Origin of the sequence: Kitasatospora sp. NPDC089797 (genome assembly GCF_040684795.1) — a bacterium.
Classification (GTDB): domain Bacteria; phylum Actinomycetota; class Actinomycetes; order Streptomycetales; family Streptomycetaceae; genus Kitasatospora.
In genome coordinates this window covers 84,821-109,864 of record NZ_JBFBGS010000011.1, presented here as the reverse complement: position 1 = coordinate 109,864, position 25,044 = coordinate 84,821, and the positions used below count along the sequence as shown (strand labels likewise).

Below are 25,044 nucleotides of genomic sequence, written 5' to 3'. Positions count from 1 at the left end.
GGGGCGGAAATGCGCGCAGGGCAGGGGCCGAGAGCCGACGGCGACGGCGGCGGCCGGTACGACGTGATCGTGGTCGGCAGCGGCCTCGGCGGACTGGTCAGCGCGGCCTACCTGGCCGCCGGCGGGCGCAGCGTGCTCGTCCTCGAACAGCACGACGTGGCGGGCGGCAACGCCCACGTCTTCCGCCGCCGGCGCAAGTACGAGTTCGACGTCGGCACCCACTACCTCGGTGACTGCGGGCCGGACGGCATCATCCCGGCGATCCTGTCCGGACTCGGCGTCCGCGACCGGGTGTCCTTCCGGCCGATGGACAACGAGCACGGCTTCGACCGGATCATCACCCCCACCGCCACACTGGACGTGCCGGCCGGCTGGGCCGCCTACCGCGACCGGCTGTGCGCCGCGCTGCCCGAGGAGACCGAGGGCATCGACCGCTACGTCGAGCTGGCCCGGGCGGTGGCCGGCGCCAACCGGGACGGCCTGCTCGGCAAGTCCGTGGTCGACCTGTTCCGGGCCTCCCCGGAGACCATGCGCTGGACCCGCCGCACCCGCACCTTCGCCGAGGCCCTGGACCACTGCGGCCTCTCCGCCCGGGCCCGCACCCTGCTGGCCGCCCAGGCCGGCAACTACGGCACCATGCCGGCCGGCATCACCTTCGGCGAGCACGTCGGCATGCTCGACCACTACCTGCGCGGCGCCTACTACCCCGAGGGCGGCGGGCAGGTCGTGGTGGCCGCCCTGGTGGAGGCGCTGGAGGCGTACGGCGGCGAGCTGCGCACCCGCTGCGAGGTGCGCCGGATCCTGATCGAACCGGGCGCCGCCGACCGGGACGGCGGCGGTCAGGCCGGAGCCGGGGCCGGGGCCGGACGGCCGCCGCGGGCCACCGGCGTGGAACTCGCCGACGGCACCCGGCTGTCCGCCCCGCTGGTGATCTCCAACGCCGACTACCGGCGCACCGTGCTCGACCTGTGCGGCGGCGAACGGGCCTTCCCCGCCGACGTGGTCGAGCGGACCCGCGACGCCACCATGCGCGGCGCCGTGGTCGCGCTGTACGTCGCACTGGACACCGAACTGCCGGGCCTGCCCAACGCCAACATCTGGTGGCACGACAGCGACGACCTGGAGGCCGCGCACGCCGCCATGGTCGACCGCTGGGAGCGCGACGGCGTGCTCGACTCCCTGCCGCACCTGATGTTCTCCTTCGCCTCCCTCAAGGACCCGGGCGCCGGCGCGGTCTGCCCGCCCGGGCACAGCAACTTCCAGCTGCTGACCGGCTGCCCGCCCGGCTACGACTTCTGGGGCCTGAGCGGGAGCGCGGTCGACGGCGCCCCGTACCGCCGCAACGCCGCCTACCTGGCCCGCAAGCGCCAGTTCACCGAACTGATGCTGACCACCGCCGAGAAGGTGATCGGCCCGTTCCGCGAGCACATCAGCCACCTCGAACTGGCCAGCCCGCTCAGCCAGGAGCGCTACACCCGCAGTTCCGGCGGCACCCCGTACGGCATGGCCACCTGGGGCAGCATCGGCCGCCGGCCCGACGTCCGCACGGAGGTCGACGGCCTCTACGTGGTCGGCCAGAGCGTCCGCTACGGCAGCGGGCTGAACGCCGTCGCCACCACCGGGATGGTCGCCGCCGGACAGCTGCTGGGCCGCCCGCTGCTGTCCGAGGTGGCGGCCGGCGCGGTGCTCGGCGACCCGGCCCGGCTGCCCGTCCGCGGCCCGGGCTGGGACCCGCTGCTGGTCTCCCGCGGCCGGGCCCGGCGGGACGCCAAGGGCCTCGCCCGGATCGGCTGAACCCCTCTCCGCCCGCCTCCCGACGTCCGTGACCCGACGCCCGACGCCCGCCTCGCGACGTCCGTGACCCGACGCCCATCTCCCGACGCCCGTCTCCCGACAGGAGCAGTGTTGCCATGACCCATGCCGCCGCCCAGGCCCCCACCTTCGCCGTGATCCCCGGCTCCCAGGTGCACGAGGCGCTGCACGGCCGGGAACGGGACGTCGTCGCCACCGTCGAGGCCGCGTACCGGCTGCACGGCGAGGGGCAGACCGTGAACCCGGACTCGTACTTCCTGCGCTTCCCGGACCGCCCGGCCGACCGGATCATCGCCCTGCCCGCCTCGGTCAAGGGCGGGGTCGGGGTGCACGGCGTCAAGTGGATCTCCAGCTTCCCGGGGAACGTGGCGGCCGGGCTGCCGCGCGCCTCGGCCGTCCTGGTCCTCAACGACGCGGAGACCGGCTACCCCTTCGCCTGCCTGGAGAGCTCCATCATCAGCGCGGCCCGGACCGCCGCCTCCGCCGCCCTGGCCGCCGCCCGGCTGGCCGACGCCCGCGGCGAACGCCCGCGCCGGGTCGGCTTCTTCGGGGTAGGCCTGATCGCCCGCTACGTCCACACCTACCTGGTCGCCAACGGCTTCGAGTTCACCGAGGCCGGGGTGCACGACCTCGCCGCCGACCACGCGCACGGCTTCGCCGACTACCTGCGCCGGTCCGGCGACGGCGGCCCCGCCGTCACCGTCCACGAGAAGCCCGAGGACCTGGTGCGCTCCGCGGACCTGCTGGTGTTCGCCACGGTGGCCGGCGAACCCCACGTCACCGACCCGTCCTGGTTCGCCCACCACCCGCTGGTGCTGCACGTCTCGCTGCGCGACCTCTCCCCGGAGATCGTCCTCGGCGCGTGGAACGTGGTCGACGACGTCGAGCACTGCCTGAAGGCCGGTACCTCCCCGCACCTCGCCGAACAGCGCGTCGGCCACCGGGAGTTCGTGGCCGGCACGCTGCACGAGGTGCTCACCGGCGCGATCACCCCGCCCGCCGAACAGACCGTGGTGTTCTCGCCGTTCGGCCTCGGGGTGCTGGACCTCGCCGTCGCCAAGCACGTCTACGACCACGTCCTGGCCGCCGGACAGCTGCACACCGTCCCCGGCTTCTTCCACGAGCTCAAGCGCTACGGCTGACCGGGCCCGCCCCGGATGCCCGCCCCGGCCCCCGGGGCGGGCATCCGCCACGCCCCCGCCCGTCCGCCACGCACCCGCCCATCCGCCGTCAGCCGCGCGTCAGTTGAGCGTCAGCAGGCGGGGCGGAGAATCACCCCATGAGATCCTTTGCGACCCTGGCCGAGTTCACCGAGGCGACCGGCGAGCACCTCGGCTACAGCGAATGGCTCGAAGTCACCCAGGACAGCGTGGACCGGTTCGCCGGGGCGACCGGCGACCTCCAGTGGATCCACGTGGACCCGGAGCGCGCGGCCACCGGCCCGTTCGGCGCCACCATCGTGCACGGCTACATGACGCTCGGCCTGCTGCCCGCGATGATGCGCGCCATCTTCGAGATCGAGGACGTCACCATGGGCGTCAACTTCGGTCTGGACAAGGTCCGTTTCCCGCACCCGGTGAAGGTCGGCACCCGGGTCCGCGGCGGGGCCCGGGTCACCAGCGTGCGGGAGACCCCGATGGGCCACCTGGCCGCGGTGCGGATGACCGTGGAGATCGAGGGCGAGCCCCGGGCGGCCTGCGTGGCGGACACCCTGTCGCTCTTCCTCGCCCACCCGAACCCCGCGGTCCAAGAGGGGAGTTAGTACTACCGATTTCGTCGCCCCGGCCCCGCCAGAATGGTCCCACGGCCACCACGGCCGGGCAGCACGAAGGCACCAGAGAGGAGCGCGGCCATGGACCGCACGATGCAGCTCGGGTCGGACCCGGCACCGGTCGAGATCAGGGGCTTCTCCGCCGCCGCCGGACTCGTCGGACTACGGCGCGCGCTGACGCTCTGCTGGATGTCGGTCGCCGCCTTCGGCCGCTCGCTCGCGCTCACCACCGCGATCTCCCTGATCGGCCCGGGCCTCGGCCTGGTCCCCCGGTCGATGGAGCGGGTGCGCGCCCTGGCGGCCCGTCAGCGCGGCTTCGCCGAGGACTGGTCGGGCGTGCGGATCCCCGGGCCGCCCGGACCGCTGCCGCCCGCCCCCGAGGGCGCCACCGGGACGATCGCCCGCTACCGCTGGATCATGGGCGACCCGCAGACCCGGCGGGAGTTCACCTGGCTGCTGACCGACCCGGTCGCCGGCGGCCTGCTCGCCTTCGGTCCGCTCGCCCTGGTCCTCAGCGGCCTCTGGGGCGTCTTCCTGGCCTTCTTCGGCGTCCCGCTGTCCCTCGAGTGGGACGGCCTCTGGTACCAGTTCATCCCGATCGACGGCCAGGCCACCGCCGTGCTGGCCGGCGTGCTCGGCGTGCTCCAACTCCCGCTCGCCCTCTGGGCCGCGCCCCGCGCGGTGCGCCGGCACGCCCTCTACACCCGGTCGATGCTCGCCCCCAGCGAGCAGGAGCTGATGGCCAGCCGGATCGAGCACCTCACCACCACCCGCTCCACCGCGGTGGACACCCAGATGGCCGAGATCCGCCGGATCGAACGCGACCTGCACGACGGCGCCCAGGCCCGGCTGGTCGCGATGGGCATGACCCTGGACGCCGCCGAACACCTGCTGGAGACCAACCCGGACGCCGTCCGCGCCCTGCTGATCGAGGCCCGGGAGTCCTCCTCCAAGGCCCTGGAGGAGATCCGCAACCTGGTCCGCGGCATCCACCCGCCGGTTCTCGCCGACCGCGGACTCGCCGACGCGGTACGGGCGCTGGCGATGGTCTGCCCGGTCCCCACCGAGGTCGCGGTGGACCTCCCCGGCCGCCCCGAGATGCCCGTCGAGTCGGCCGCCTACTTCGCCATCTCGGAGATCCTCACCAACGTCTCCAAGCACTCCCACGCCGACCGCGCCTGGATCGACATTCGCTACGATCACGGCATGCTGCGCATCACCGTCACGGACACCGGCCGCGGCGGAGCGGACGCCACCCGCGGCACCGGCCTGCGCGGCATCGAACGGCGGCTCGCCACCTTCGACGGCGTCCTCGCCGTCAGCAGCCCCCTCAACGGCCCCACCATGGTCACCATGGAGCTCCCGTGCGCATTGTCCTCGCCGAAGACCACTTCCTCCTGAGGGACGGCCTGATCCGCCTCCTCCAGGCCTACGGCCACGAGGTGGCCGCCGCCGTCGACAACGGCGCCGACCTCCTCCGCGCCCTCACCGAACACCGGCCGGACGTCGCCGTCGTCGACGTCCGGCTGCCGCCCAACTTCACCGACGAGGGCCTGCGCGCCGTCCTCACCGCCCGCCGCACCATGCCCGGCCTCCCCGTCCTCCTGCTCTCCCAGTACGTCGAACCCCTCTACGCCCGGGAACTCCTCGCCAGCGGCGGCCGCGGCGTCGGCTACATGCTCAAGGACCGCGTCACCAACGGCTCCCAGTTCCTCGACTCGATCCGCCGGGTCGCCGACGGCGGCACCGCCATGGACCCCGAGGTCATCTCCCAGCTCCTCATCCGCAAGGAGCGCGACGAATCCGTCGCCGCCCTCTCCACCCGCGAACGCGAAGTCCTCGAATGGGTCGCCCAGGGCCGCTCCAACGCCGGCATCGCCCAGGGCCTCTTCATCACCGAGAAGGCCGTCGCCAAGCACATCAGCAACATCTTCACCAAGCTCAACCTCCTCCCCACCGACGGCGACAACCGCCGCGTCCTCGCCGTCCTCGCCTACCTCGACCAGTAGCCGCCCGGCCCGCTCAGTCCGGCAGCACCTCGACCGGGTCCCCGTCACCGAGCCCGGCCGGCACCGCGTTCACCGGGTACACCGGCACCCGGTACTCCCGCAGCAGCGCCGCGAAGTGCGACAGCACGCTGCCCCGGAGCAGCACCGGGTGGCCGGCCGCCCGCAGCGCCCCGGCGACCGCCCCGACCAGCTCCGGATCCCGCAGGTCCAACCGCTCGAAGTCGGGCGCGACCACCCGCTCCCCCGCGCCGTCCAGCGCCCCGAGGTCGGCCGGCGCCCCGAGGACGGTCAGCCGCCCGGAGGCGACCGCTTCCGGGCCCGCGCCGCCGGCCCCGGCCGGGCGCACCCGGAAGTAGCGCAGCCCGGCCGTCTCCCGCAGCTCGGTGACCTGCCAGGCGACCACCCGCTCGGCGGCGTCCCCGGTGCCGTTGAGCACCAGCAGCTCGACCCGCACCGGCCCCAGCCGTTCCGCCAGCCGCGCCGTCGTCGCGGCCACCGCGCGGACCTCCCGCCGGTCCAGCACCCGCCGGTCGCGCAGTTCCGCGGGCAGCGGCCGCGGCGGACGGCGCGGCTCCGTCACCGCCACCGGCTTGTGCGGCACGTCGGCCCGTTCGGTCCGCAGCGGGCCCGCCGCCACCGTGTACCGGTCGTGGGCGCAGCTCTCCAGCCCCTCCAACTGGCCGTACAGCGCGCCGATCTCGATCCGGCCGTCCGTCCCGGCGGTCGCGATCACCGAGGCCCGCAGGTCGGTCCAGTTGGCCACCAGCAGGGCGACCTCGGCCGAGTAGTCGGCCTTGCCGTGCTCCAGCACGTAGCGCCAGTAGTGCTCCAGGTGCGCCTCGAAGTCGGCCACCGAGGTCAGCAGCGGCGACTGCGGGAGCATGTCCCCCGAGCCGAGCGCCGACCAGTAGACCGACCGCACCGACACCGGCCCGCGGGCCGCGTACCGGGCGAACACCTCCCGGCACTCCCCGGGCACCCGCCCGGTGGCCCGGTACGCGGCGAAGGCCGAGGGCAGCACCAGGTCGGCCTCCACGGTGTTCAACTCGACCTGCCCGCGCAGCCGGAAGGGCCGCAGCTTGTCGCTGCGCAGCGCCGTCCCGACCGCCGGGGCGACGTACGGCGGCGCGGCCGCGGTGACGGGGTGGGGCAGCCGCCGGGCCTGCAGCAGGAACAGCTCCCCGGCGCCGTCCAGCAGCCATTCGAGGTCGAGCGGGCCGTCCAGCTCCCGTTCCAGGCCGGCCGCCCAGTCGGCCAGCGTCCGCAGCCGCTCCCCGCTCACCGGGCCGTCCTCGGGGACCGCCGGTGCGGACCGGTCGCGCTTGCCCAGCACGCTCCGCAGCGGCGGCACCAGGTTGTCGGTCACGTTCCCGGGGGCCCCGGCCGCGTACTCGATCAGCACCGTCGCCGGGTCCCCGCCGGGCGGCAGCGTGTAGACCACCCCGCCGGCCAGGGCCGGGACGGCCCGCTGGACGATCACCGCCATGGCGTCCTCGTCGCCGGCCAGCCCCATGGCCCGCCGGTAGTCCACGGCCGCGGCGGAACCGGCCGAGCCCCAGACCCGGCGCACCGCGGCGAGGACCTCCTCGTCCCCGCCGAGCCCGACCTCGCTGCGGTAGACCCCGGGCGAGAGCGCCCCGGCGGTGTCCTCCGACAGGTACGAGGACCGGACGGCGAAGGAGTCCGCCCCGGCGGCCCGCAGTCCGGCCAGCGCCCGCCGGATCTCCCCGTCCACCTCCGCCCCGGCGCCGGCCAGGGCCGCCCGGCGGGCCGCCACGGTGACGCAGAAGGCCGCCGGCACCGGCAGCCCGGCGGCGATCAGCGTGCCCAGGCCCTTGGCCTTGCCGCCGATCGCCGCCACGGGCAGCTCCGCGAACTCCGCACTCCACCGAACCGCGCCGATCATGGGCATCCCCTCGGGTCACAGCACCGGACCACACCGCCGTCGCGGTGAGTCTGACACGGCCGAACGGCCTTGCGCGGCAGCCGGGTTCGGCCGGCCGGTCAACCCTGCCGGGCCCGGATCGCCTTGCCCCGGACGAGCGGGCAGGTGCCCCGGCACATCGTGCACGCCTCGCCGTGGTGGTAGCCCTGCCGCGCCACCAACTCCTGGGCGTCGGCCGGGTGGACGGCGAGTTCGGCCATGGCCGTCCAGTCGTTGTCGTTGCGCGCCCGGGAGAGCTTGGCGTCCCGGGCGACGTCCCCGGTGCGGCCCACCTCGGCGATGTGCAGGGCGATCTGGAAGTACTTGACCGCCGTCACGATGTCCTCGGCGTCCGGGATCCGGCAGTGCTCCCCGGCGGTCACACAGGTCACCCAGGAGGTGCCGTGCAGCGCCGCGGTGGTCGCCCCGATCGCCCCGGCCACGTGGTCGTGGGTGATCGCGATGTCCGTCGGGGAGGGCCCCAGCGCCCCGAACGGCGCACCGTCCAGCCGCTCCCGCCCCAGCGCGCAGTAGGCCGGGATGAGGTGGACCGGCACGTGGTTGACCAGCTCGACCGAGACCTTCACCCCCTTCGCGTGGGCCCGCCGCACCAGCCCGGCCTGCACCTCCACCTCGGCCAGGTGGGTCGCGTCCAGGGCGTCCGCGATGCTCCCGGGCCGGAACGTCCCGGCGAGGCTGAGCGCGGCGCCGGTGGCCCGGCACAGGTCCAGCACCTCGTCGAAGCACTCGGCGTACGGGTTGCCGACGCCCAGGGCGTCCATCACCTCGACCATCATGGCGCCGCCCCGGCTGGTGACCGGGATGACGCGGTCCGAGGCCCCGAGCGCCCGGGCCTGCTCCGGGGTGGCGGAGGCGTGGACGGTGAAGAAGTCCACCCCCTCGGCCGCCTGTTCCTCCAGCACCGCCAGCACCGCGTCCCGCGGGGCCTGCCGGCCGCGCCGGATCCTGCGGAAGACCTCGTAGGTGGGCACCGTCCCGTAGACCGTGTTCAGGCTCTCCAGGACGCGGCGGCGCAGCGTCGGACCGCCGTCGGTGGTGACGTCGGTGAGCGTGTGCGCCCCCTGGGCGACGGCGCGCACCGCCTTCGCGTACTCGGTCTCCGGCGTGGTCTCGCCGGGGGTGACCCCGATGATCACCCCGAGCACCGCGGGGTGGGGCCGCCCCAAGACGACCCCGTCGACGGCGTGGGCGTCGTTGCGCAACAGAAAGGACCTGGCCTGGGCTCCGGCGTCCATGAGTTCCCCTCCCGATCGAACCGGCGTACGGACGTGCGAAGGTCGGTGGGCCCGCGGCGGGTGCGACCGCTCAGCTTGCGCTCAGCAGCCTGAACCCGAGGCCCGGGTAGCGCAGTTCGGGATCGTCCCAGCCGCGGAAGGTGGACCGGGCGAAGGACCGGGAGACCAGCCAGGACCCGCCCCGGACGACCCGCGCGCCGGTCGACCCGTGGTCCGTCGCGGCCCCGCCGGCGTCGGACAGCAGGTTGCGGCACCACTCCCAGACGTTGCCGTGCAGGTCGTGCACGCCCGCGCCGGTGGCACCGTCGGGGTAGAGGCCGACCGCGACCGTCCGGCCCAGGCCGCTCTCCAGCAGGTTGGCCCGGGCGTCCTCCCAGCCGCCGCCCCAGGCGTAGCCGCTCCCGTCCCCGGGCCCCGCGGCGGCGAGCTGCCACTCCCAGTCGGCCGGCAGCCGCACCTCGGTGCCGGTCCGGGCGCCGAACCACCGGCAGAAGGCCACCGCGTCGTACCAGGAGACGTTCTCCGCCGGGTGGTTGCCGAGCTTGCGGAACTGACCGCCCGGGCCGTCCGGCCGCACCGCCAGGCCCTCGAACCAGCGCGGATCGGCGAAGCCCCCCGGGTCGTCCAGGAAGGCCCGGTACTGCCGGTGGGTCACCGGGTACGCCGCCAGCCGGAAGCCGGGGACGTCGACCTCGCCGACGTCCCGCAGCCGGACCCGGCCGCCCGGCACCTCGCACCACCGGATCTCCGGCAGCCCGTCGGCGTCCAGCCCGACCCCGGGCCGGGGGTCGCCGATCTCGCAGAGCCGGTCGCCGAGGCTCGCCCGGCGCTGGTGGCTGGTCGCCGGCTCGGCGCTCTCGGCCAGGATGCGGACCGCCTCCGGGACGATGAACGTCTCGACCTCCCGGTCGAGTTCGGGGTCCAGGTTGCGCAGCATCGCCTCGACCAGGACGAGCCGCTCGTGCGGCCAGAGGAAGGAGGCGGGGCGGTCGGCCTTCACCCAGTCCACCGCCGCCCGGCGCAGCTGGCGCAGCAGGGTGAGGTCGTCCTGGGTCTGCTGGATCCACTCGGCCAGCCGCGGCCAGGAGCCGAACAGCGCCTCGTGGGCGACCTCCACGGTCGGCTCGCGGTACTCGTCGTCGCTGACCACCAACAGCCGTGCCCGAACCAGGAGATCGACCAGTCGGCGGGTCGCCGGGTCGGCCGAGAGGCCGGCCAGCTTCGCCCGCCGGCGCACCGGCGCGTCCGACTCGCTCACGTCGGTGAGCTTCCGGAACAGCGCGGGCAGCTGCTCCCGGTCGGCCTCGGCCAGTTCGTCGAAGATCTCCTCGGCCCGGGTGGCCACGGCGCCGCGGATCCCGCCGATCCGCCGGTACTCGGCGAGCAGCAGCAGTCCGTCCGAACTGACGTGCTGCCAGACCGCGTTGAGCGCGAAGGCCATCAGCGCCAGACTCCCCGGCTCGGCCCCGGCGTCCTCCAGGATGCGCTCGGCGAGGTCCCCCTCGTACTGCAGCCCGGCGATCTCGGCCGGGCGGGCGATCATCCGGTAGAGCGCCCCGAGGCCGACCCCGCCGAGCGGGAAGGAGCCGGTGCGCAGCAGTTCGGCGAGTTGCTGGTGGTTCAGGCAGTGGGCGTAGAAGTCCGCCCGCAGGGTGACCAGCACGATCGCCCGCTCGGCCGCCACCACCGCGGTGAGCAGTTCGACGAAGCGGGCCCGCCGGTCCTCCTCGACCCCGGAGCCGAAGAGCTCCTCGAACTGGTCGACGACCACCAGCAGTCGGGCCCACGAGGGCACTCCGGCCAGCGCCCGGTCGACGGCCCGGCCGACGCCCGCCGGATCCCGCTCCAGCTCCCGGGCGAGCTCCGCGGGGGTGACCGGCCAGGGCGTCCGGCCGTGCTCGGACAGCTTCGCGGCCAGCGCCAGGAACGGGTCGCCCTCGATCTCGCCCGGGGTGAAGCGCAGCACCCGCCAGCTCTCCGCCCCGGGGATGGCCCCGGCCCGCAGCGCCGGCATCACACCCGCGTTGACCAGCGAGGACTTCCCGATCCCGGACGCCCCGATGACGGCCAGGAAGCGGTGCCGCTGATCACCGAGGCGTTGGATGATCTCGCTCGTCTCGTGCTCCCGGCCGAAGAACACCAACGACTCCTCGTCGGTGAACGGCCGCAGCCCGGGGAACGGGGAGAGGGAGAAATCGCGGCGCGCTCCGGAGCCCGTCTCCAACGTCAACTCCTCATCCATGATCTCTTTGACGACCAGCCGCAGGTGGTTCTCCACCAGCGGTCTGAACTCACCGAGTTCGACGTACTGGTTGACCCCGACCGGGATCCCGTTCGCGGCGTCCGTGATCTCGGCGACGAAGGCGTCGACCAGCTGCTGCTGGGACCTCTTCTGCTCGAACTCCGGGTCCTTCAACGACACGAACAGGTCGGCGGTGCGGCGGTAGAGCAGGACCTTCGGGCGCCCGGTCCGCCGTTCGGCCCGGACCGCGTCGAAGAACTCCCACTCCGTACCGGAACGGTAGACCCGGCCGTCGTCCGAGAACGCGGGCACGTGCGGAGGGGTGCCCATCCGGCTCCACAGGACGATGACGACGACATCGCACTCGCTGGGGCGCGGAAGCCCCCGGTTCACCGCCTCCTGCGGCGGCAGCGAGGCGAACAGCGGGACCCCGGCCCCCGGCCGGTCCCAGGAGACCTCCTCCAGCTCCACCAGGCCGCGCAGGAACGCGTCGTACGGCAGGTCGCTGATGACCTTCCGCAGCACCGCCCGCTCCTCCCGGACGTCCGACGGCGAGGACAGAAAGACCTTGATGTGCCGCACCGGGCCCCCTCCCGATCAGCCGTGCCCGCCTCAACCGAGGCCCCGGGCAAAGGATTCGCACCACTGCGCCGAGGGCAGCCCGAACGGCGTCACCGCCACCGACCGCCCCGCCACCGCGTCCGTGTACCGCGCCCCGCCGTCCGGCCCGCCCTCCAGCACGATCACGTGCCGGAAGAACCCGAGCCCGCCCGCCACCGTCAGCTCCAGGTTGGCCAGGCTGTTGCACCAGGCCACCAGGTGCAGCGCGTTGGCCGGCCCCTCCCGCAACAGCCGCCCGAACCGGGCCGCCCCGGGATTCACCCCGTCCTCCCCGTACGACCCCCGGGACCGGATCCCGTGCGCGGACTGCAAGCCGCACAGGAACAGGAACTTCGCCGGCCGCGGCGCCCCCGGCTCCGCCCGCCGGCCCAACTCGTACTGGAAGTCGCTCAACGTCGTCATCGCGGTGTCGGTGGCCCGCTCCAGCTTCACCGGCAACGGCAGCGCCATCGCGGCCTCCCCGAACACCCGGGCCCCCTCGCCCCCGTGGAAGTCCATCACGCTGAACGGCGGCGTCGTGTACGCGCTCCCCCGGTCGGCCGCCCCGACGATCTGCGTCGCCAGGTCGAACAGCATCATCGCCAGGATCCCGAGCGCCGCCTCCGCGGACCGCCCGACCACCAGCACGTGCCCGCCACCGCCCCCGAACCCCAGCCGGAGCGCCTCCCCCGACCCCTCCGCCACCCCGACGCACCCGCTCAACCCGCGCCCGTCCCCGGCCCGCCCGAAGAACCCCGCCCCGTCCCCCGCCACCCGCCACACCCGCACGCGGCCCTCCCCTCACCGCCCACCAGCCCGCTCCCCCAACGGTCTACCACCCCCACCCCCCACCAAACGGCCTCCCCGCCCCCACGCAAAAGGCCCGGCCAGAACCTCTGACCGGGCCTTCCCACATCTGAGCCGCCTGCGGGATTCGAACCCGCGACCTACGCATTACGAGTGCGTTGCTCTGGCCAACTGAGCTAAGGCGGCACCGTCGCCACGTGTGGTGGCAACGCGGGCCAGTCTACACAGGTTCGCAGGTGATCCGTAGCCGGGGCGGATGGGGGCGGAGAGGGGGCGGATGAATCTCGCTTCAGTCGATCACCGGTACGACGTTACGATGAGCGCCCCCTGCCACCCTTCCCCACCTCCGGAGTCACCGTGTTCGGTGTCAACGACCTGGCGACGTACGTCCTCGGCGCCCTCGTGATCATCCTGCTGCCCGGCCCCAACTCGCTGTACGTGCTGTCGGTCGCGGCCCGGAAGGGCATCCGGACCGGGTACCAGGCAGCGGCGGGCGTGTTCGTGGGCGACCTCACGCTGATCAGCCTGACCTCGCTGGGGGCCGCCTCGCTGCTGAAGGCCAACCCGGCGGTGTTCGCGGTGGTGAAGTTCGGCGGGGCCGCCTACCTGCTGTGGATCGGGTTCGGGATGCTGCGGTCCGCCCGCCAGCTGTGGCGCGAGCACCGGGCCCAGGCCGAGCCGGCGGGCACCGACGCCGAGGCGGTCGCGGAGACGGGTGAGCGGCCGTTCCGGCGGGCGCTGGTGATCAGCCTGCTCAACCCGAAGGCGATCCTGTTCCTGCTGTCGTTCTTCACCCAGTTCGTCGACCCGTCGTACGGGCAGCCCGCGCTGTCCTTCATCCTGCTCGGCGGGATCCTGCAGACCTTCAGCCTGCTCTACCTCTCCCTGCTGATCTTCGCCGGCACCACGCTGGCCACCGCCTTCCGCCGCCGCCGGCGGCTGTCCGCGACCCTGACCAGCGGCGTCGCCGTGCTGTTCGCGGGCTTCGCCGCGAAGTTGGCGGTCTCCTCCGCCTGACCGGGCGGGAGCAGCGCCTACCGGCCGCAGCGCGTGCCCGGCTCCGGGGCCTCGCCGGTGAGCAGGTAGCGGTTGACCGCGCCGTCCACGCAGGGGTCGTGCCGCCCGTAGGCGGTGTGCCCGTCACCGTCGTAGGTGAGCAGCCGGCCGGACTCCAGCTGCCCGGCCAGCGACCGGGCCCAGTCGTACGGGGTGGCCGGGTCGCGGGTGGTACCGACGACGACGATCGGGGCGGCGCCGGCGGCCCGGACGGTGTGCGCCGCGCCGGTGGCCGGGACCGGCCAGTACCCGCAGGTCAGCGCCATCCAGGCCATCTCGCGCCCGAAGTGCGGCGAGGCCCGCTCGAAGTCCGGGAGGGCGCGCTGGACGTCCTCGGGCGAGCGGAACGGCGCGGGCAGGTCGAGGCAGTTCACCGCCGTGTTGGCGAACATCAGATTGGCGTAGGAGCCGTCCGCCGTGCGCCCGTAGTAGGCGTCGGAGAGCTTCAGCAGCCCGGTGCCGTCGCCCGCCCCGGCGTCGGTGAGCGCGGTGCGCAGCTTGGGCCACAGGAACTCGGCGTACAGCGCCTGGACGACGCCGGTGGTCGCCTGGGACCCGGTGAGCCGGCGCCCGTTGTCGGTGCTCGGCAGCGGGTGGGCGCGGACGGCCGCGAGCAGGGCGGTGAGCCGGTCGCCGATCTGTTGCACGGTGCGCCCGAGCGGGCAGTCCTCGCGCCCGGCGCAGTCCTCGGCGAAGGCGGTCCAGGCGGTCTCGAAGCCGCCGGCCTGGGTGCGGTTGCCGGCGACCGCGTCGAGCGACGGGTCCATCGCGCCGTCCAGCACCACCCGGCCGACCCGGCTCGGGAACAGCCCGGCGTAGGTGGCGCCGAGGAAGGTGCCGTACGACTTCCCCACGAAGTTCAGCCGCTCGTCGCCGAGCAGGGCGCGCAGCACGTCCATGTCGCGGGCCGCCTCGACGGTGCCGAGGTGGCCGAGCGCGGCCCCGGCCTGCCGGCGGCAGCCCTCGGCGAACTCCCGGTCGGCGGCGACCACCGCGTCGACCGCCCGCTGGTCACCGGGGGCCAGGTCGGCGGCGGTGTAGGCGTCCATCCGGTCGCCGTTCAGGCAGCTGACCGGGTTGCTGCGGCCCACCCCGCGCGGGTCGAGGCCGACCAGGTCGTACCGGGCGCGCACGGTCCGGTCGTACGTCCTGCTGACGGACTCCAGGTACTCGACGGCGGAGCCTCCGGGGCCGCCCGGGTTGAGCAGCAGCGAGCCGAGCCGGGGTGCTCCGCCGGCGTCGCCCGGTTCGGCGGCCGCACGGGCGGCCGCGAGGGTGAGGTCGCCGTCGCCCGGGTGGTCGTAGTCCATCGGCACCCGGAAGGTGGTGCACTCGTACCCGCCGTCACAGGGCTGCCAGGTCGGCCGCTGCGCGTAGTACGGGGCGAGCGCGGCCGGTACGGCGGCGGGCAGCGGCTCCAGCGGGGTCACGGCGGTGTCCGGAGCCGCGCCGGAACGGGACGGGCGGGCACCGGCCGCTCCGGCCTCGCCGACGCCACCGGCCGCACTCGCCGGGGCCGCCCCGGCCGGTCCCGGGGAGTCCGAGCCGCACCCGCCCGCCGAGACCGCCAGCAGCCCGACCGCCAGTGCCGCGGCAACCGGCCGCATCCGCCCGAAGGCCCTCATCCGCTTCCTCTCCACCGCTCCGGGAAAAGTACGAGAACGAAGAAACGCCGCTGCCCGGTACCCCTCCTGGATACCGGGCAGCGTATCGCCGGCTCGGCCGACGCTCAGGAGACCGACGATCAGGAGACCGCCGCTCAGGACGCCTTGGCCAGCGCCTCGGCCAGGAACTGCGCCGCCTGCCGCACCAGCCGCAGCCGCTCCCGGTCCGCCGTGTAGTCCTGCACGTTGTCCGAGATCCGCACCTCGGCCTTGGCCGCCGCGCCGGAGCCGGCCTTGAGTGCGCCCTGCAGCTTGCGAGCCGCGTCCAGCCCGGCGGAGTCGCCCTTGGCGGCGGCCAGCAGCAGCTTGGCCGAGCTGCCGGCCGGGGCCTCGGCGCCGGTCTGGGTGAGGGCGGCGGCGTCGTACCGTCCGGAGACCGCGGCGGCCGCGCCGTACAGGTCGGGGCGGGCCAGCCCGGCGGCGGCCGCGCACGGCGCGCCGCCCTCGACGCCGAGGGTGCCCCAGGAGGCCGGGCCGGGCGGGAGGGTGCGGAAGGAGGCCGCGACGGTGGCGCGCAGCGTCGCGTCGTCGGCGACCGCGGCCGGGGCGGCGGCGAGCAGCTCGCAGGGGTGCGCGGTGCCGTTCGGGGCCTCGGGGGCGACCAGGATGAACGGCCGGGCGCGGCCGGCCTGGAGCGCCGCACTGACGCCCTCGAAGACGTCCGGCACCTCGGCGTCGGCGGTCTTGCGCGGCGTGGCGGCGTGCATCACCACGACGGGGAAGCGCGCGTTCGGCTCCTTGGCGTACTGCGCGGGCAGCCAGACCCGGACGTTGCGGGGCTTCCCGTCCGGTCCGAGCACGGCGGACTGCAGCAGCTCGCCGCCGCCCGGGTGCCCGACGCTGTCGAAGTGGCTGGCCACGGCCGCCGTCGCCGCGGCACCGGCGGCCGAGCCCGCCGCACCCTGGGCCGCGGCCGGATCGGTGGCGGCCGGCGGAGCCGCCTGCTGCCGACCCGCCGGGCCCGCCCAGGCGCCCGCCGCCGCGGCGTCCGCGGCGGTCTCCGCCCGGTCCGTCCCCTGCCCGCCGCGGCTCAGACCGCCGAACGCCCCCAGCGCGGTGAGCACCGTCAACGCGGTGACGCAGACCCCGCAGACCATCGCCCCGCCCGCCCGCACCAGCATCGGCCAGCGGTCGCCCGCCAGTTCGTAGGTCTCGGCGGCCCGCAGGTCGCGCCAGCGCTGGAGCGCGCCGCGCGCCAGCCAGATCCCGCCGACGGCGGCGGCCAGCAGGGGAATGACGAGCAGCGGACGAACCACGGAACGCACCACCTCGGGACGAGCGCCGGCGCCGGACCGGACCCGGTGCCGTGCGGGAGGCGACCGCTCCGGCGGCGGGCCGTCCCGGCGGGGAGGCCCGGGTACGGCCGGGGCGCAGTCGGCCCCCAGCGTGCACAACGGGCACGCCGTCACACGCGGGTGTGCCCGGCGAGTATCGCCCGTTCACTCGAAGGTGGGACGCCGGGCCGACCCCGGACGCCTCCGGGCGGCGTACGAACCGGCCCCGCCCGGCCGCCGGACGACGCACGGCTCCGACCCGGGACCGCTCGAGCGACGAACCGGCCCCGCCCGGCCCCCGGACCGTCAGAAGCCCCGGACCGTCAGAAGCCCCGGACCGACCTCAGCCCGCCCGCAGCGCCACCGTCATCGCCTCGACCGCGAGCAGCGGGTCCACGTTGCGGTCCAGCGCCTCCCGGCAGGCCAGCACCGACTCGATCCGGCGCAGCGTGCCCTCGGCCGTACCGCCCTGGGCGACCCGGTTGAGCGCCTGCCGCTGGTCCTCGTTGGCGAGCGCGCCGGTGGAGCCGAGCTGGATCGCCAGCACGTCGCGGTAGAAGCCGAGCAGGTCGAGCAGCGCGACCCCGAGGGTCTCCCGGCGGGTACGGGTGGCGCGGCTCTTCTGCCGCTTCTCCAACTCCTTGACCGCCCCGGCCATGCCGCGCGGGGCCTTGCTGCCCTCGGCCGCGCCGTAGGCGGCCTTCAGGTCGTCCGTCTCCTTGGCGTCCTGGGTCTCGGCGAGCGCCTCGGCGTCGGCCTTGGCGGTGTCGACCAGGCGCTGGGCGGCGGTCAGGCAGCCGCCGATGTCGGCGACCTCCAGCGGGATCCGCAGCACCTCGGCCCGGCGGGTGCGGGCCTGCTCGTCCACGGCGAGGCGGCGGGTGCGCTCGATGTCGCCCTGCCCGGCGAGCGCGGCCAGCCGGGCGGTCTCCGGGTCGACACCGTCGCGGCGGACCAGCATGTCGGCGACCGCCTCGGCGGCCGGCGTGCGCAGCACCAGCAGGCGGCAGCGGGAGCGGATGGTCGGCAGCACGTCCTGGACGGAGGGGGCGCAGAGCAGCCAGACGGTGCGGGGGGAGGGCTCCTCCACACCCTTGAGCAGCGCGTTCGCGGCGGCCTCGGTGAGCCGGTGGGCGGCGTCCACCAGGATCACCGACCAGCGGCCGCCGGTCGGGTAGCTGGACGCGCGCAGGACCAGGTCGCGCATGTCGCCGACGCCGATGGACAGGCCGTCGGTCCGCACGTACTTGACGTCGGCGTGGCTGCCGGCCAGCACGGTGTGGCAGCCGTCGCAGAACCCGCAGCCGGGCGTGCCGCCGAGCGCGAGGTCGGGGCTGGTGCACTGGAGGGCGGCGGCGAAGGCGCGCGCGGCGGTGACCTGACCGGCGCCGGGCGGGCCGGTGAACAGCCAGGCGTGGGTCATCAGGGAGGCGTTGCCGCCCTGCTCCGGGGCGGCGCCGCGGCCGGCCTCGACCGTCGCCCCGGCCGCCCGGGCCGCGGCGGTCAACTGGTCGACCACCCGATCCTGGCCCACCAGGTCGTCCCAGACGGCCACTGCTGCTCCCAAGCTCCGTACGGCAGCGCTCCCGGCGCCGATTCCCCGCCGTCGAGCATACGTCTCCGCTCCGACAGCCACTGCTCCGTCCGGGTCACGCCCGGGGATCGCCCCGGGGGCGGCCCAGGGGCGGCCCGGGGCGGCCCCGGAACGAAGGACGGGCGGCGCCACCCGGGACCACCGCCCCGGCGACACCGCCCACCCGTTCGTCAGCCGTCCTGCCCGGCTCCACCGAGCCGGCTCCACCGGCCCGGGCCCGCTCGGCCCCGACGACTCAGCCCCGACGCCCCCAGCGCCGGGCCTTGCCCTTGCCGCCGTCCCGGCCCTGGTCGTCCCCGCCACGGCCCTCTCGACCCTCGTGCGAGCCCGGCCCGCCCTGGTCGCCGTTGTGGTCCCACTGGGCCCACTCGTCACGCGAGCCGAGCAGGGTGTCGGTCAGGCTCGGCAGGTCGTCCATCGGCGTCTCCTCGGCCCACTCCGGCCGAGGCCGCTCTGCGGCGGGCCGCGAATCGGCAGCGGGCCGCGGCTCAGCCGCCCGGCGCGGCCCTGCGGCAGCAGGTCGGTCGTCCACCACCGGCAGCTCCCGGGTGCTGTCCACCGGCTCCTCGGGACGCCCGGACCCGATCCGCGGCAGCACCGCGGTCTCCTCCACGGCCGGCACCCTCGGCAGCACCGCCGTCTCCTCGACCGCCGGAATGCGCGGCAGCACCGCCGTCTCGTCCGCAGCAGCCGACGGAACCCGCGGCAGCCGGGCGGTCGCCTCGACGGCCTCCGCCGCCCGGACGGCCGCCTGCCGGTCGCGCAGCGTCAGCTCCCGGGTCGACTCGTCCCCGAGCCCCCCGGCCGAAGGCCGCGGGTCCCGGTGGTCCCACGAACCGTGCGCGTCCCGCGAATCCCGAGAGTCCCCGGAATCCCGCGAATTCCCGGAATCCCGCGAATCCCGAGCGTCCTGCGAACCCCAAGAGTCCGGCGCGGTCCCGCCGCCCGTCCGCAGCTCCGTGGTGGTCGCGTCCCCGGCCGGAGCCGAGCCCGCGCCGCGCCCATCGCCACCCCGGCCCTCGCCACCGCGGCCCTCGCCACCCCGGCCCTCGTCCCGCTCCGCACCCGCCCGGTCCGAAGCCGTCTCCGCCGCAGCCGCAGCCGCCGCGAGCGCCGCGGCCTGCGCCAGCCGGGCCTCCTCGGCCCGCTGCAGCGCCTCCTCCGCCCGGCGCCGCTGCTCCTCGCGCGCCAGCTCCCGCTGCCGCTGGAGCTCCGCCTGGGCGGCCGCCTCGTCGGCGATCCGCTTGCGCTCGGCGGCCTCCGCGGCCAGCCGGGCCTCCTCGACCCGGCGCCGCTCGGCCTCCTCCTCGGCCCTGCGCTTCGCCTCCTCCTCGGCCCGGCGGCGCGCCTCCTCCTCGGCCTTGCGCCGCGCCTCGGCGGCGACCCGCTCGGCCTCCTCCTTGGCCAGCCGCTCCTGCTCCGCCTGCTCGGCCCGCAGCTGCGCCAGCACCTCCTGGCGCTTGCGCTCGGCGGCCTCCTCCTCGGCCTTCTTCCGGGCCTCCTCGGCGGCGCGCCGCTCGGCCTCCTCCCGCGCCAGCCGCTCCTGCTCGGCCCGCGCGGCCTTCTCCTGCTCGGAGAGCGGCAGCTCGCGGTCGAGCCGGTGCCGGATCGCGGTGGTCACGAAGCCGGGGGCCTGGCTGCCGTCGACGACCAGGTAGCGCGCCGGGTCGGCGGCCGCGAGGGCGAGGAAGCCGGCCCGGACCCGCTGGTGGAACTCGGTGGGCTCGGACTCCAGCCGGTCCAGCGCCTCGGTGAAGCGCTCCCGGGCGCGGGTCGGGTCGACGTCCAGCACCACGGTCAGGTCGGGCAGCAGCCCGCCGGTCGCCCAGCGGGAGATCCGGGCGACCTCGGTGGCGGCCAGGTCGCGCCCGGCGCCCTGGTAGGCGATGGAGGAGTCCATGTACCGGTCGGTGATCACCACGGCGCCGCGGGCGAGGGCCGGCCGGATGACGTTCTCGACGTGCTCGGCGCGGTCGGCGGCGTAGATCAGCGCCTCGGCGCGGTGCGACAGACCGGTGTTGCCGACGTCCAGGACGAGCCCGCGCAGCCGCTGCCCGACCGGGCTGCCGCCGGGTTCGCGGGTGAGCACCACCTCGTGGCCCTTGCCGCGGATCCACTCGGCGAGCGCCTGGGCCTGGGTGGACTTGCCGGCGCCGTCGCCGCCCTCCAGGGCGATGAAGAAGCCGGTGCCGGTGCCCCGGTGCGGCACCGGGCCGCTGCCGCCGCGCACCGCGTCCACCAGGTCCCGGCCGAACGGCACGGTGCCGCGCCGGTCGTCGGTGCGCAGCAGCACGACGGCGGCGAGCACCAGGGTGAGCAGTCCCGCGGTGGCGACGGCGAGGGCGCCGCCACCGTGGATGAAGGTGAAGGAGCCGGGCTCGACGGTGCCGTACTCGACGTCCCCGTACCCGGCGGCGATCAGCGGGACGGCGACCAGCGCGGCCCCGACCACGACCCGCAGCACCGCGTACAGGTGCTCGGTGACCTTGGCCAGCCGGGCCTCCTCGACCTCCTGGGCGAGCAGGTTGCGCCCGGCCGAGACGACGATCCCGGCGGCCAGCCCGGCCAGCACGGTGAGCAGCAGGACCAGCACGAAGTCCAGCACCAGCCCGGCCAGGATCAGCGCGACGCCCTCGGTGAGCAGCGCCAGCGCGAGCAGGCGGCGGCGGGAGAGCGAGGGCAGGGTGGCCCGGGTGAGCCGGGCGCCCAGGGCGGGGGCGCCGGCCGCGGCGAGCACGACCAGGCCGTAGCCGATCGGCCCGGCCCGGTGCTCGACGGCGGTGAGCAGCGCCAGGGCGGCGACGCCCGCCATCGAGGCGAACCCGGCGGCGACCGCGAAGGTGAAGTACGGGGCGCTGCCGGTGCGGCCCTTGCTCAGCGCCGGACCGGGGGCGGCGTCGGTGGGCGCCCGCAGGCCGGTCAGCGGCGAGTGCGGGGCGACGGTCACCGGACCGCCGGGCAGCTGCTGGAGGTAGCCGCGGACGGCCGCGGCGGCGAACAGGCCGGCCGCGCCGAGCGCCGCGAAGGTCAGCTGGTGGGCGCGGAGCCAGTCGGAGCCGACCGCCGCACCGATGTTGTTGACCAGGGTGAGGGCGATCAGTGCGACGGCGCCGAGCGGCACGGTGACCCAGCCCGTGAACCGGTCGATGCTCCGGACGGTGTCCAGGTTGGCGGCGGCCGGCCGCTGCTCGGCGACCGGGGCGTACGGGTTGGCCGGCGGCAGCAGGCCGGGGACGGCGGCGGCCTTGGCGATCCCCCGGACCCGCTCGGCGGCACCAGTGACGAACACGGTGGCGAGCAGCGCGTAGAAGGCCCCGCCGGAGGGCTCGGGGCCGGAGCCCAGCCAGACCGTCCACCAGGGCGCGATGCCGATCAGCAGGGCGCAGAGCGCGTCCGCGCCGAACAGCGTCCAGCGCCGGTCCAGCTTCCCGGCCACCAGCTGGTGCACCGGCTCCAGCAGCGCCACGCCGACCAGCCCGGTGGCCGCGACCCGGGCGGCGAGGACGGCGGCGACGGCGAAGGCGAGGCTGCGCGGCAGGTCGCCGAGCGAGCCGCCCTGGGCGGCGGCGATCACGGTCAGCGCGAGCAGCACCAGCAGCCCGAGCCGGTCGGCGGTGCCGCCGATCAGCTGGGTGGTCCACAGGCGCCGGTAGGGCCGGGTCCGCAAGAGCGCCCGGGCCCGGTCCACGGGGGTTCCGGCGGGCGCGACCTCGGGCAGCTCTGGCCCGACGGCTCTGGCGGCCGGGGCGGCGCTGGGGGTGGGCTGCTCCTCGCTCGTCATACGGTCAGCGTAGCGGGCTGGGCTTTGCCCGATTGAGACGAACGGGGTTCCGGTTCGCGCTCATCACCGGCCCGTGACGATCCCTGCACAGCCCCGGGACGCTCCGGTGCGGGCCAGGTGACGGTCCGGTGCAGGTCAGGAGCCGTCCGGGGCGGCTCCTGGGCCCATCCGGTCCCGGGGATCGCCGGGTGCCGGAGCGGGGACTCCCCCGGACAGGCCACGGGCCCGCGCCCCCGGGTGGGGAGCACGGGCCCGGCACCTGCCGTCGGTGGGTTGGATCGCCCCGACCGGCGGGACGGGTCGGGACGGATCGCCCGACCGGCGGATCAGCCCTCGTCGGCAGCGGTGGTCCGGGCGGCCGCGCTCTTCTTCGCGGCCGTCTTCTTCGCCGTCGCCGTCTTGGTCGTGGTGGTCTTCTTCGCCGCCGTCTTCTTGGCCGCGGTCTTGGTCGCCGTCGCCTTGGCGGTGGTGGTCTTCTTGGCCGCCGCCTTCTTCGCCGGGGCCTTCTTCGCCACCTTCTTCACCGGCCCGCGGGCCCGCTTCTCGGCGAGCAGCTCGTAGCCGCGCTCCGGGGTGATGGTCTCGACCTCGTCGTCCTTGCGCAGCGTGGCGTTGGTCTCGCCGTCGGTCACGTACGGGCCGAAGCGGCCGTCCTTGACCACCACCGGGCGCTCGCTGACCGGGTCGGTGCCCAGCTCCTTGAGCGGCGGGGCGGCGGCGGCCCGGCCGCGCTGCTTGGGCTGGGCGTAGATCGCCAGCGCCTCGTCGAGGGTGATGGTGAAGAGCTGGTCCTCGCTGGTGAGCGAGCGCGAGTCGGTGCCGCGCTTGAGGTACGGGCCGTAGCGGCCGTTCTGCGCGGTGATCTCCGCGCCCTCGGCGTCGGTGCCGACCACCCGCGGCAGCGAGAGAAGCCGCAGCGCGTCCTCCAGGGTGACGGTGTCCAGCGACATCGTCTTGAACAGCGAGGCGGTGCGCGGCTTGACCGCGTTCTTGCCGGTCTTGGGCGTGCCCTCGGGCAGGATCTCGGTCACGTACGGGCCGTAGCGGCCGTCCTTGGCGACCAGCATGTTGCCGCTGACCGGGTCCGGGCCGAGCTCGAAGTCGCCGCTGGGCTTGGCCAGCAGCTCCTCGGCCAGCTCGACGGTCAGCTCGTCCGGCGGCAGCTCGTCCGGGATGTCGGCGCGCTGGCCGGGCTCGCCCTCGACCTCGGAGGCGCGCTCGACGTACGGGCCGTAGCGGCCGACCCGCAGGGTGATGGAGTCGCTGATCCGGAACGAGCTGATCTCCCGGGCGTCGATCGCGCCGAGGTCGGTGACCAGTTCCTTCAGGCCGCCCAGGTGGTCACCGTCACCGTTGCCGGCCTCGGCGGCGGCACCGGCCGCGCCCTCGCCCTCGCCTTCGCCGAAGTAGAAGCGCTTCAGCCACGGCACGGACTGCGCCTCACCGGCGGCGATCCGGTCGAGGTCGTCCTCCATCTTCGCGGTGAAGTCGTAGTCGACCAGCCGGCCGAAGTGCTTCTCCAGCAGGTTGACCACGGCGAAGGAGAGGAAGGACGGGACGAGCGCCGTGCCCTTCTTGAACACGTAGCGGCGCTGGATGATCGTGTCGATGATCGACGCGTAGGTGGAGGGGCGACCGATCTCCCGGTCCTCCAGCTCCTTGACCAGCGAGGCCTCGGTGTAGCGGGCCGGCGGCTTGGTGGCGTGGCCCTCCGGGGTGATCCGCTCGGCGGCCAGCGGGTCGCCCTGGGTGACCTGCGGCAGCCGGCGCTCGCGGTCGTCGAGCTCGGCGTTCGGGTCGTCCGCGCCCTCGACGTAGGCCTTGAGGAAGCCGTGGAAGGTGATGATCTTGCCGGAGGCGGAGAACTCGACGTCCCGGCCGTCGGCGGAGGCGCCGCCGACCCTGACGGTGACCGACTGGCCGACCGCGTCCTTCATCTGGGAGGCGACGGTGCGCATCCAGATCAGCTCGTACAGCCGGAAGTCGTCGCCGGTCAGGCCGGTCTCGGCGGGGGTGCGGAAGCGGTCGCCGGAGGGGCGGACGGCCTCGTGCGCCTCCTGGGCGTTCTTGACCTTGCTGGCGTAGGTGCGCGGGGCGTCCGGCAGGTAGTCGGCGCCGTACAGCTGGGTGACCTGGGCGCGGGCCGCGGCGACCGCGGTGTCCGACAGCGTGGTGGAGTCGGTTCGCATATAGGTGATGAAGCCGTTCTCGTACAGCTTCTGGGCCACCTGCATGGTCCGCTTGGCGCCGAAGCCCAGCTTGCGGCTGGCCTCCTGCTGGAGCGTGGTGGTGCGGAACGGCGCGTACGGCGAGCGGCGGTAGGGCTTGGACTCGACGCTGCGGACGCTGAACGCGGTCTGCTCGAGGGCGGCGGCCAGCTGACGGGCCGCCTGCTCGTCCAGGTGCAGGGTGTTGGTGCTGCCGGCCTTGAGCCGGCCGTCCGAGCCGAAGTCCCGGCCGCTGGCGATCCGCTTGCCGTCCACCGAGGCCAGCCGGGCACCGAAGGTCTCCGGGTTGGCGGCGTCCGCGGGGGTGCGACCGGTGCCGAAGGTGCCGACCAGGTCCCAGTACGAGGCCGTGTGGAAGGCCATCCGCTCGCGCTCCCGCTCGACCACCAGACGGGTCGCCACGGACTGCACCCGGCCCGCCGACAGCTTCGGCATGACCTTCTTCCACAGCACCGGCGAGACCTCGAAGCCGTACAGGCGGTCGAGGATGCGGCGGGTCTCCTGGGCGTCGACCAGGCGCTGGTTCAGCTCGCGCGGGTTGGCCACCGCCTCCTGGATCGCCGTCTTGGTGATCTCGTGGAACACCATCCGGTGCACCGGCACCTTGGGCTTCAGCACCTGCTGGAGGTGCCACGCGATGGCCTCGCCCTCGCGGTCCTCATCGGTGGCGAGGAAGAGCTCGTCGGACTCCGCGAGCAGCGACTTCAACTTGCTGACCTGCGACTTCTTGTCCGCGTTGACCACGTAGATGGGCGCGAAGTCGTGGTCGACGTCCACCCCGAGGCGGCGCACCTCACCGGTGTACTTGTCCGGCACCTCGGCCGCGGTGCTGGGCAGGTCGCGGATGTGCCCGACGCTCGCCTCGACGATGTAGCCGGGGCCCAGGTAGCCCTTGATCGTCTTCGCCTTGGCCGGCGACTCGACAATGACGAGTCGCTGTCCGTGCGCGGTCTCGCTGCTCGGGGACACCTTCGCTCTTCTCTCCCGGTCCTTATGTGGCTGGTCGGCGCCGGGCGCACGGGCTGC

The 25,044-nt window shown here is 75.0% G+C and carries 15 protein-coding genes and 1 tRNA gene; 6 read left to right on the top strand and 10 right to left on the bottom strand.

Annotated elements, in window-relative coordinates:
• The first annotated feature begins 9 nt into the window (after positions 1 to 9).
• The 5 genes from AB0O91_RS11290 to AB0O91_RS11270 all read left to right on the top strand — a co-directional run bounded on the left by AB0O91_RS11290 (position 10) and on the right by AB0O91_RS11270 (position 5,592).
• Positions 10 to 1,794: an NAD(P)/FAD-dependent oxidoreductase gene (locus tag AB0O91_RS11290; RefSeq protein ID WP_363430309.1), complete on the top strand. Its 1,785-nt coding sequence runs from the start codon at positions 10 to 12 to the stop codon at positions 1,792 to 1,794.
• A gap of 116 nt (positions 1,795 to 1,910) precedes the next feature.
• The gene (sbnB, locus tag AB0O91_RS11285; RefSeq protein ID WP_363430307.1) at positions 1,911 to 2,954 is read left to right on the top strand and encodes a 2,3-diaminopropionate biosynthesis protein SbnB; all 1,044 of its coding nucleotides are present in this window, start codon (positions 1,911 to 1,913) and stop codon (positions 2,952 to 2,954) included.
• Positions 2,955 to 3,091: 137 nt separating this feature from the next.
• The gene (locus tag AB0O91_RS11280; RefSeq protein WP_363430305.1) at positions 3,092 to 3,574 is read left to right on the top strand and encodes a MaoC family dehydratase; all 483 of its coding nucleotides are present in this window, start codon (positions 3,092 to 3,094) and stop codon (positions 3,572 to 3,574) included.
• Positions 3,575 to 3,664: 90 nt separating this feature from the next.
• Entirely contained in the window at positions 3,665 to 4,984 is a 1,320-nt protein-coding gene (locus AB0O91_RS11275; protein ID WP_363430303.1) for a histidine kinase, read from the top strand.
• Positions 4,948 to 5,592, top strand: coding sequence for a response regulator transcription factor (locus AB0O91_RS11270; RefSeq protein WP_363430301.1), 645 nt, complete (start codon positions 4,948 to 4,950; stop codon positions 5,590 to 5,592). Before AB0O91_RS11275 ends, AB0O91_RS11270 begins: the two co-directional genes overlap by 37 nt.
• 13 nt (positions 5,593 to 5,605) lie before the next feature.
• On the opposite strand, the gene AB0O91_RS11265 is transcribed toward AB0O91_RS11270, so the two are convergent.
• The 5 genes from AB0O91_RS11265 to AB0O91_RS11245 all read right to left on the bottom strand — a co-directional run bounded on the left by AB0O91_RS11265 (position 5,606) and on the right by AB0O91_RS11245 (position 12,607).
• Positions 5,606 to 7,498 carry a PEP/pyruvate-binding domain-containing protein gene (locus tag AB0O91_RS11265; RefSeq protein WP_363430299.1) on the bottom strand — a complete coding sequence of 631 codons (1,893 nt, stop codon included), beginning with the start codon at positions 7,496 to 7,498 and terminating at the stop codon, positions 5,606 to 5,608.
• A 98-nt stretch (positions 7,499 to 7,596) separates the two neighbouring features.
• Positions 7,597 to 8,772 carry a phosphomethylpyrimidine synthase ThiC gene (locus AB0O91_RS11260; RefSeq protein WP_363430297.1) on the bottom strand — a complete coding sequence of 392 codons (1,176 nt, stop codon included), beginning with the start codon at positions 8,770 to 8,772 and terminating at the stop codon, positions 7,597 to 7,599.
• Between the two features lie 70 nt (positions 8,773 to 8,842).
• Positions 8,843 to 11,596, bottom strand: a complete 2,754-nt coding sequence (locus tag AB0O91_RS11255; protein ID WP_363430295.1) for an SUMF1/EgtB/PvdO family nonheme iron enzyme — start codon at positions 11,594 to 11,596, stop codon at positions 8,843 to 8,845.
• Between the two features lie 30 nt (positions 11,597 to 11,626).
• The gene (locus tag AB0O91_RS11250) at positions 11,627 to 12,403 is read right to left on the bottom strand and encodes a hypothetical protein (RefSeq protein ID WP_363430293.1); all 777 of its coding nucleotides are present in this window, start codon (positions 12,401 to 12,403) and stop codon (positions 11,627 to 11,629) included.
• Between the two features lie 130 nt (positions 12,404 to 12,533).
• Positions 12,534 to 12,607: transfer RNA gene (locus AB0O91_RS11245), tRNA-Thr, on the bottom strand.
• 171 nt (positions 12,608 to 12,778) lie between these two features.
• On the opposite strand from AB0O91_RS11245, the gene leuE reads away from it, so the two are divergent.
• Positions 12,779 to 13,438, top strand: coding sequence for a leucine efflux protein LeuE (leuE, locus tag AB0O91_RS11240; RefSeq protein WP_363430291.1), 660 nt, complete (start codon positions 12,779 to 12,781; stop codon positions 13,436 to 13,438).
• 17 nt (positions 13,439 to 13,455) lie between these two features.
• Here the strand turns inward: leuE and AB0O91_RS11235 are convergent, their stop codons facing one another.
• The 5 genes from AB0O91_RS11235 to topA all read right to left on the bottom strand — a co-directional run bounded on the left by AB0O91_RS11235 (position 13,456) and on the right by topA (position 24,987).
• Positions 13,456 to 15,102: an alpha/beta hydrolase gene (locus AB0O91_RS11235; RefSeq protein ID WP_363430289.1), complete on the bottom strand. Its 1,647-nt coding sequence runs from the start codon at positions 15,100 to 15,102 to the stop codon at positions 13,456 to 13,458.
• Between the two features lie 134 nt (positions 15,103 to 15,236).
• Positions 15,237 to 16,397: a hypothetical protein gene (locus AB0O91_RS11230; RefSeq protein ID WP_363430287.1), complete on the bottom strand. Its 1,161-nt coding sequence runs from the start codon at positions 16,395 to 16,397 to the stop codon at positions 15,237 to 15,239.
• A 361-nt stretch (positions 16,398 to 16,758) separates the two neighbouring features.
• On the bottom strand, positions 16,759 to 17,970 hold the full coding sequence (locus AB0O91_RS11225) for a DNA polymerase III subunit delta' (RefSeq protein ID WP_363430461.1): 1,212 nt from the start codon (positions 17,968 to 17,970) through the stop codon (positions 16,759 to 16,761).
• Positions 17,971 to 18,244: 274 nt separating this feature from the next.
• Positions 18,245 to 21,790 carry a dTMP kinase gene (gene tmk / locus AB0O91_RS11220; protein WP_363430285.1) on the bottom strand — a complete coding sequence of 1,182 codons (3,546 nt, stop codon included), beginning with the start codon at positions 21,788 to 21,790 and terminating at the stop codon, positions 18,245 to 18,247.
• Between the two features lie 326 nt (positions 21,791 to 22,116).
• Positions 22,117 to 24,987, bottom strand: coding sequence for a type I DNA topoisomerase (topA, locus tag AB0O91_RS11215; protein WP_363430283.1), 2,871 nt, complete (start codon positions 24,985 to 24,987; stop codon positions 22,117 to 22,119).
• Between the last annotated feature and the right edge of the window lie 57 nt (positions 24,988 to 25,044).

What these genes read in the sequence shown, in the direction of transcription:
- AB0O91_RS11290 (WP_363430309.1), top strand. Translation starts at nt 10, where the DNA reads ATGCGCGCAGGGCAGGGGCCGAGAGCCGACGGCGACGGCGGCGGCCGG.
- sbnB (WP_363430307.1), top strand. Translation starts at nt 1,911, where the DNA reads ATGACCCATGCCGCCGCCCAGGCCCCCACCTTCGCCGTGATCCCCGGC.
- AB0O91_RS11280 (WP_363430305.1), top strand. Translation starts at nt 3,092, where the DNA reads ATGAGATCCTTTGCGACCCTGGCCGAGTTCACCGAGGCGACCGGCGAG.
- AB0O91_RS11275 (WP_363430303.1), top strand. Translation starts at nt 3,665, where the DNA reads ATGGACCGCACGATGCAGCTCGGGTCGGACCCGGCACCGGTCGAGATC.
- AB0O91_RS11265 (WP_363430299.1), bottom strand. Translation starts at nt 7,498, where the DNA reads ATGATCGGCGCGGTTCGGTGGAGTGCGGAGTTCGCGGAGCTGCCCGTG.
- AB0O91_RS11260 (WP_363430297.1), bottom strand. Translation starts at nt 8,772, where the DNA reads ATGGACGCCGGAGCCCAGGCCAGGTCCTTTCTGTTGCGCAACGACGCC.
- AB0O91_RS11235 (WP_363430289.1), bottom strand. Translation starts at nt 15,102, where the DNA reads ATGAGGGCCTTCGGGCGGATGCGGCCGGTTGCCGCGGCACTGGCGGTC.
- tmk (WP_363430285.1), bottom strand. Translation starts at nt 21,790, where the DNA reads ATGACGAGCGAGGAGCAGCCCACCCCCAGCGCCGCCCCGGCCGCCAGA.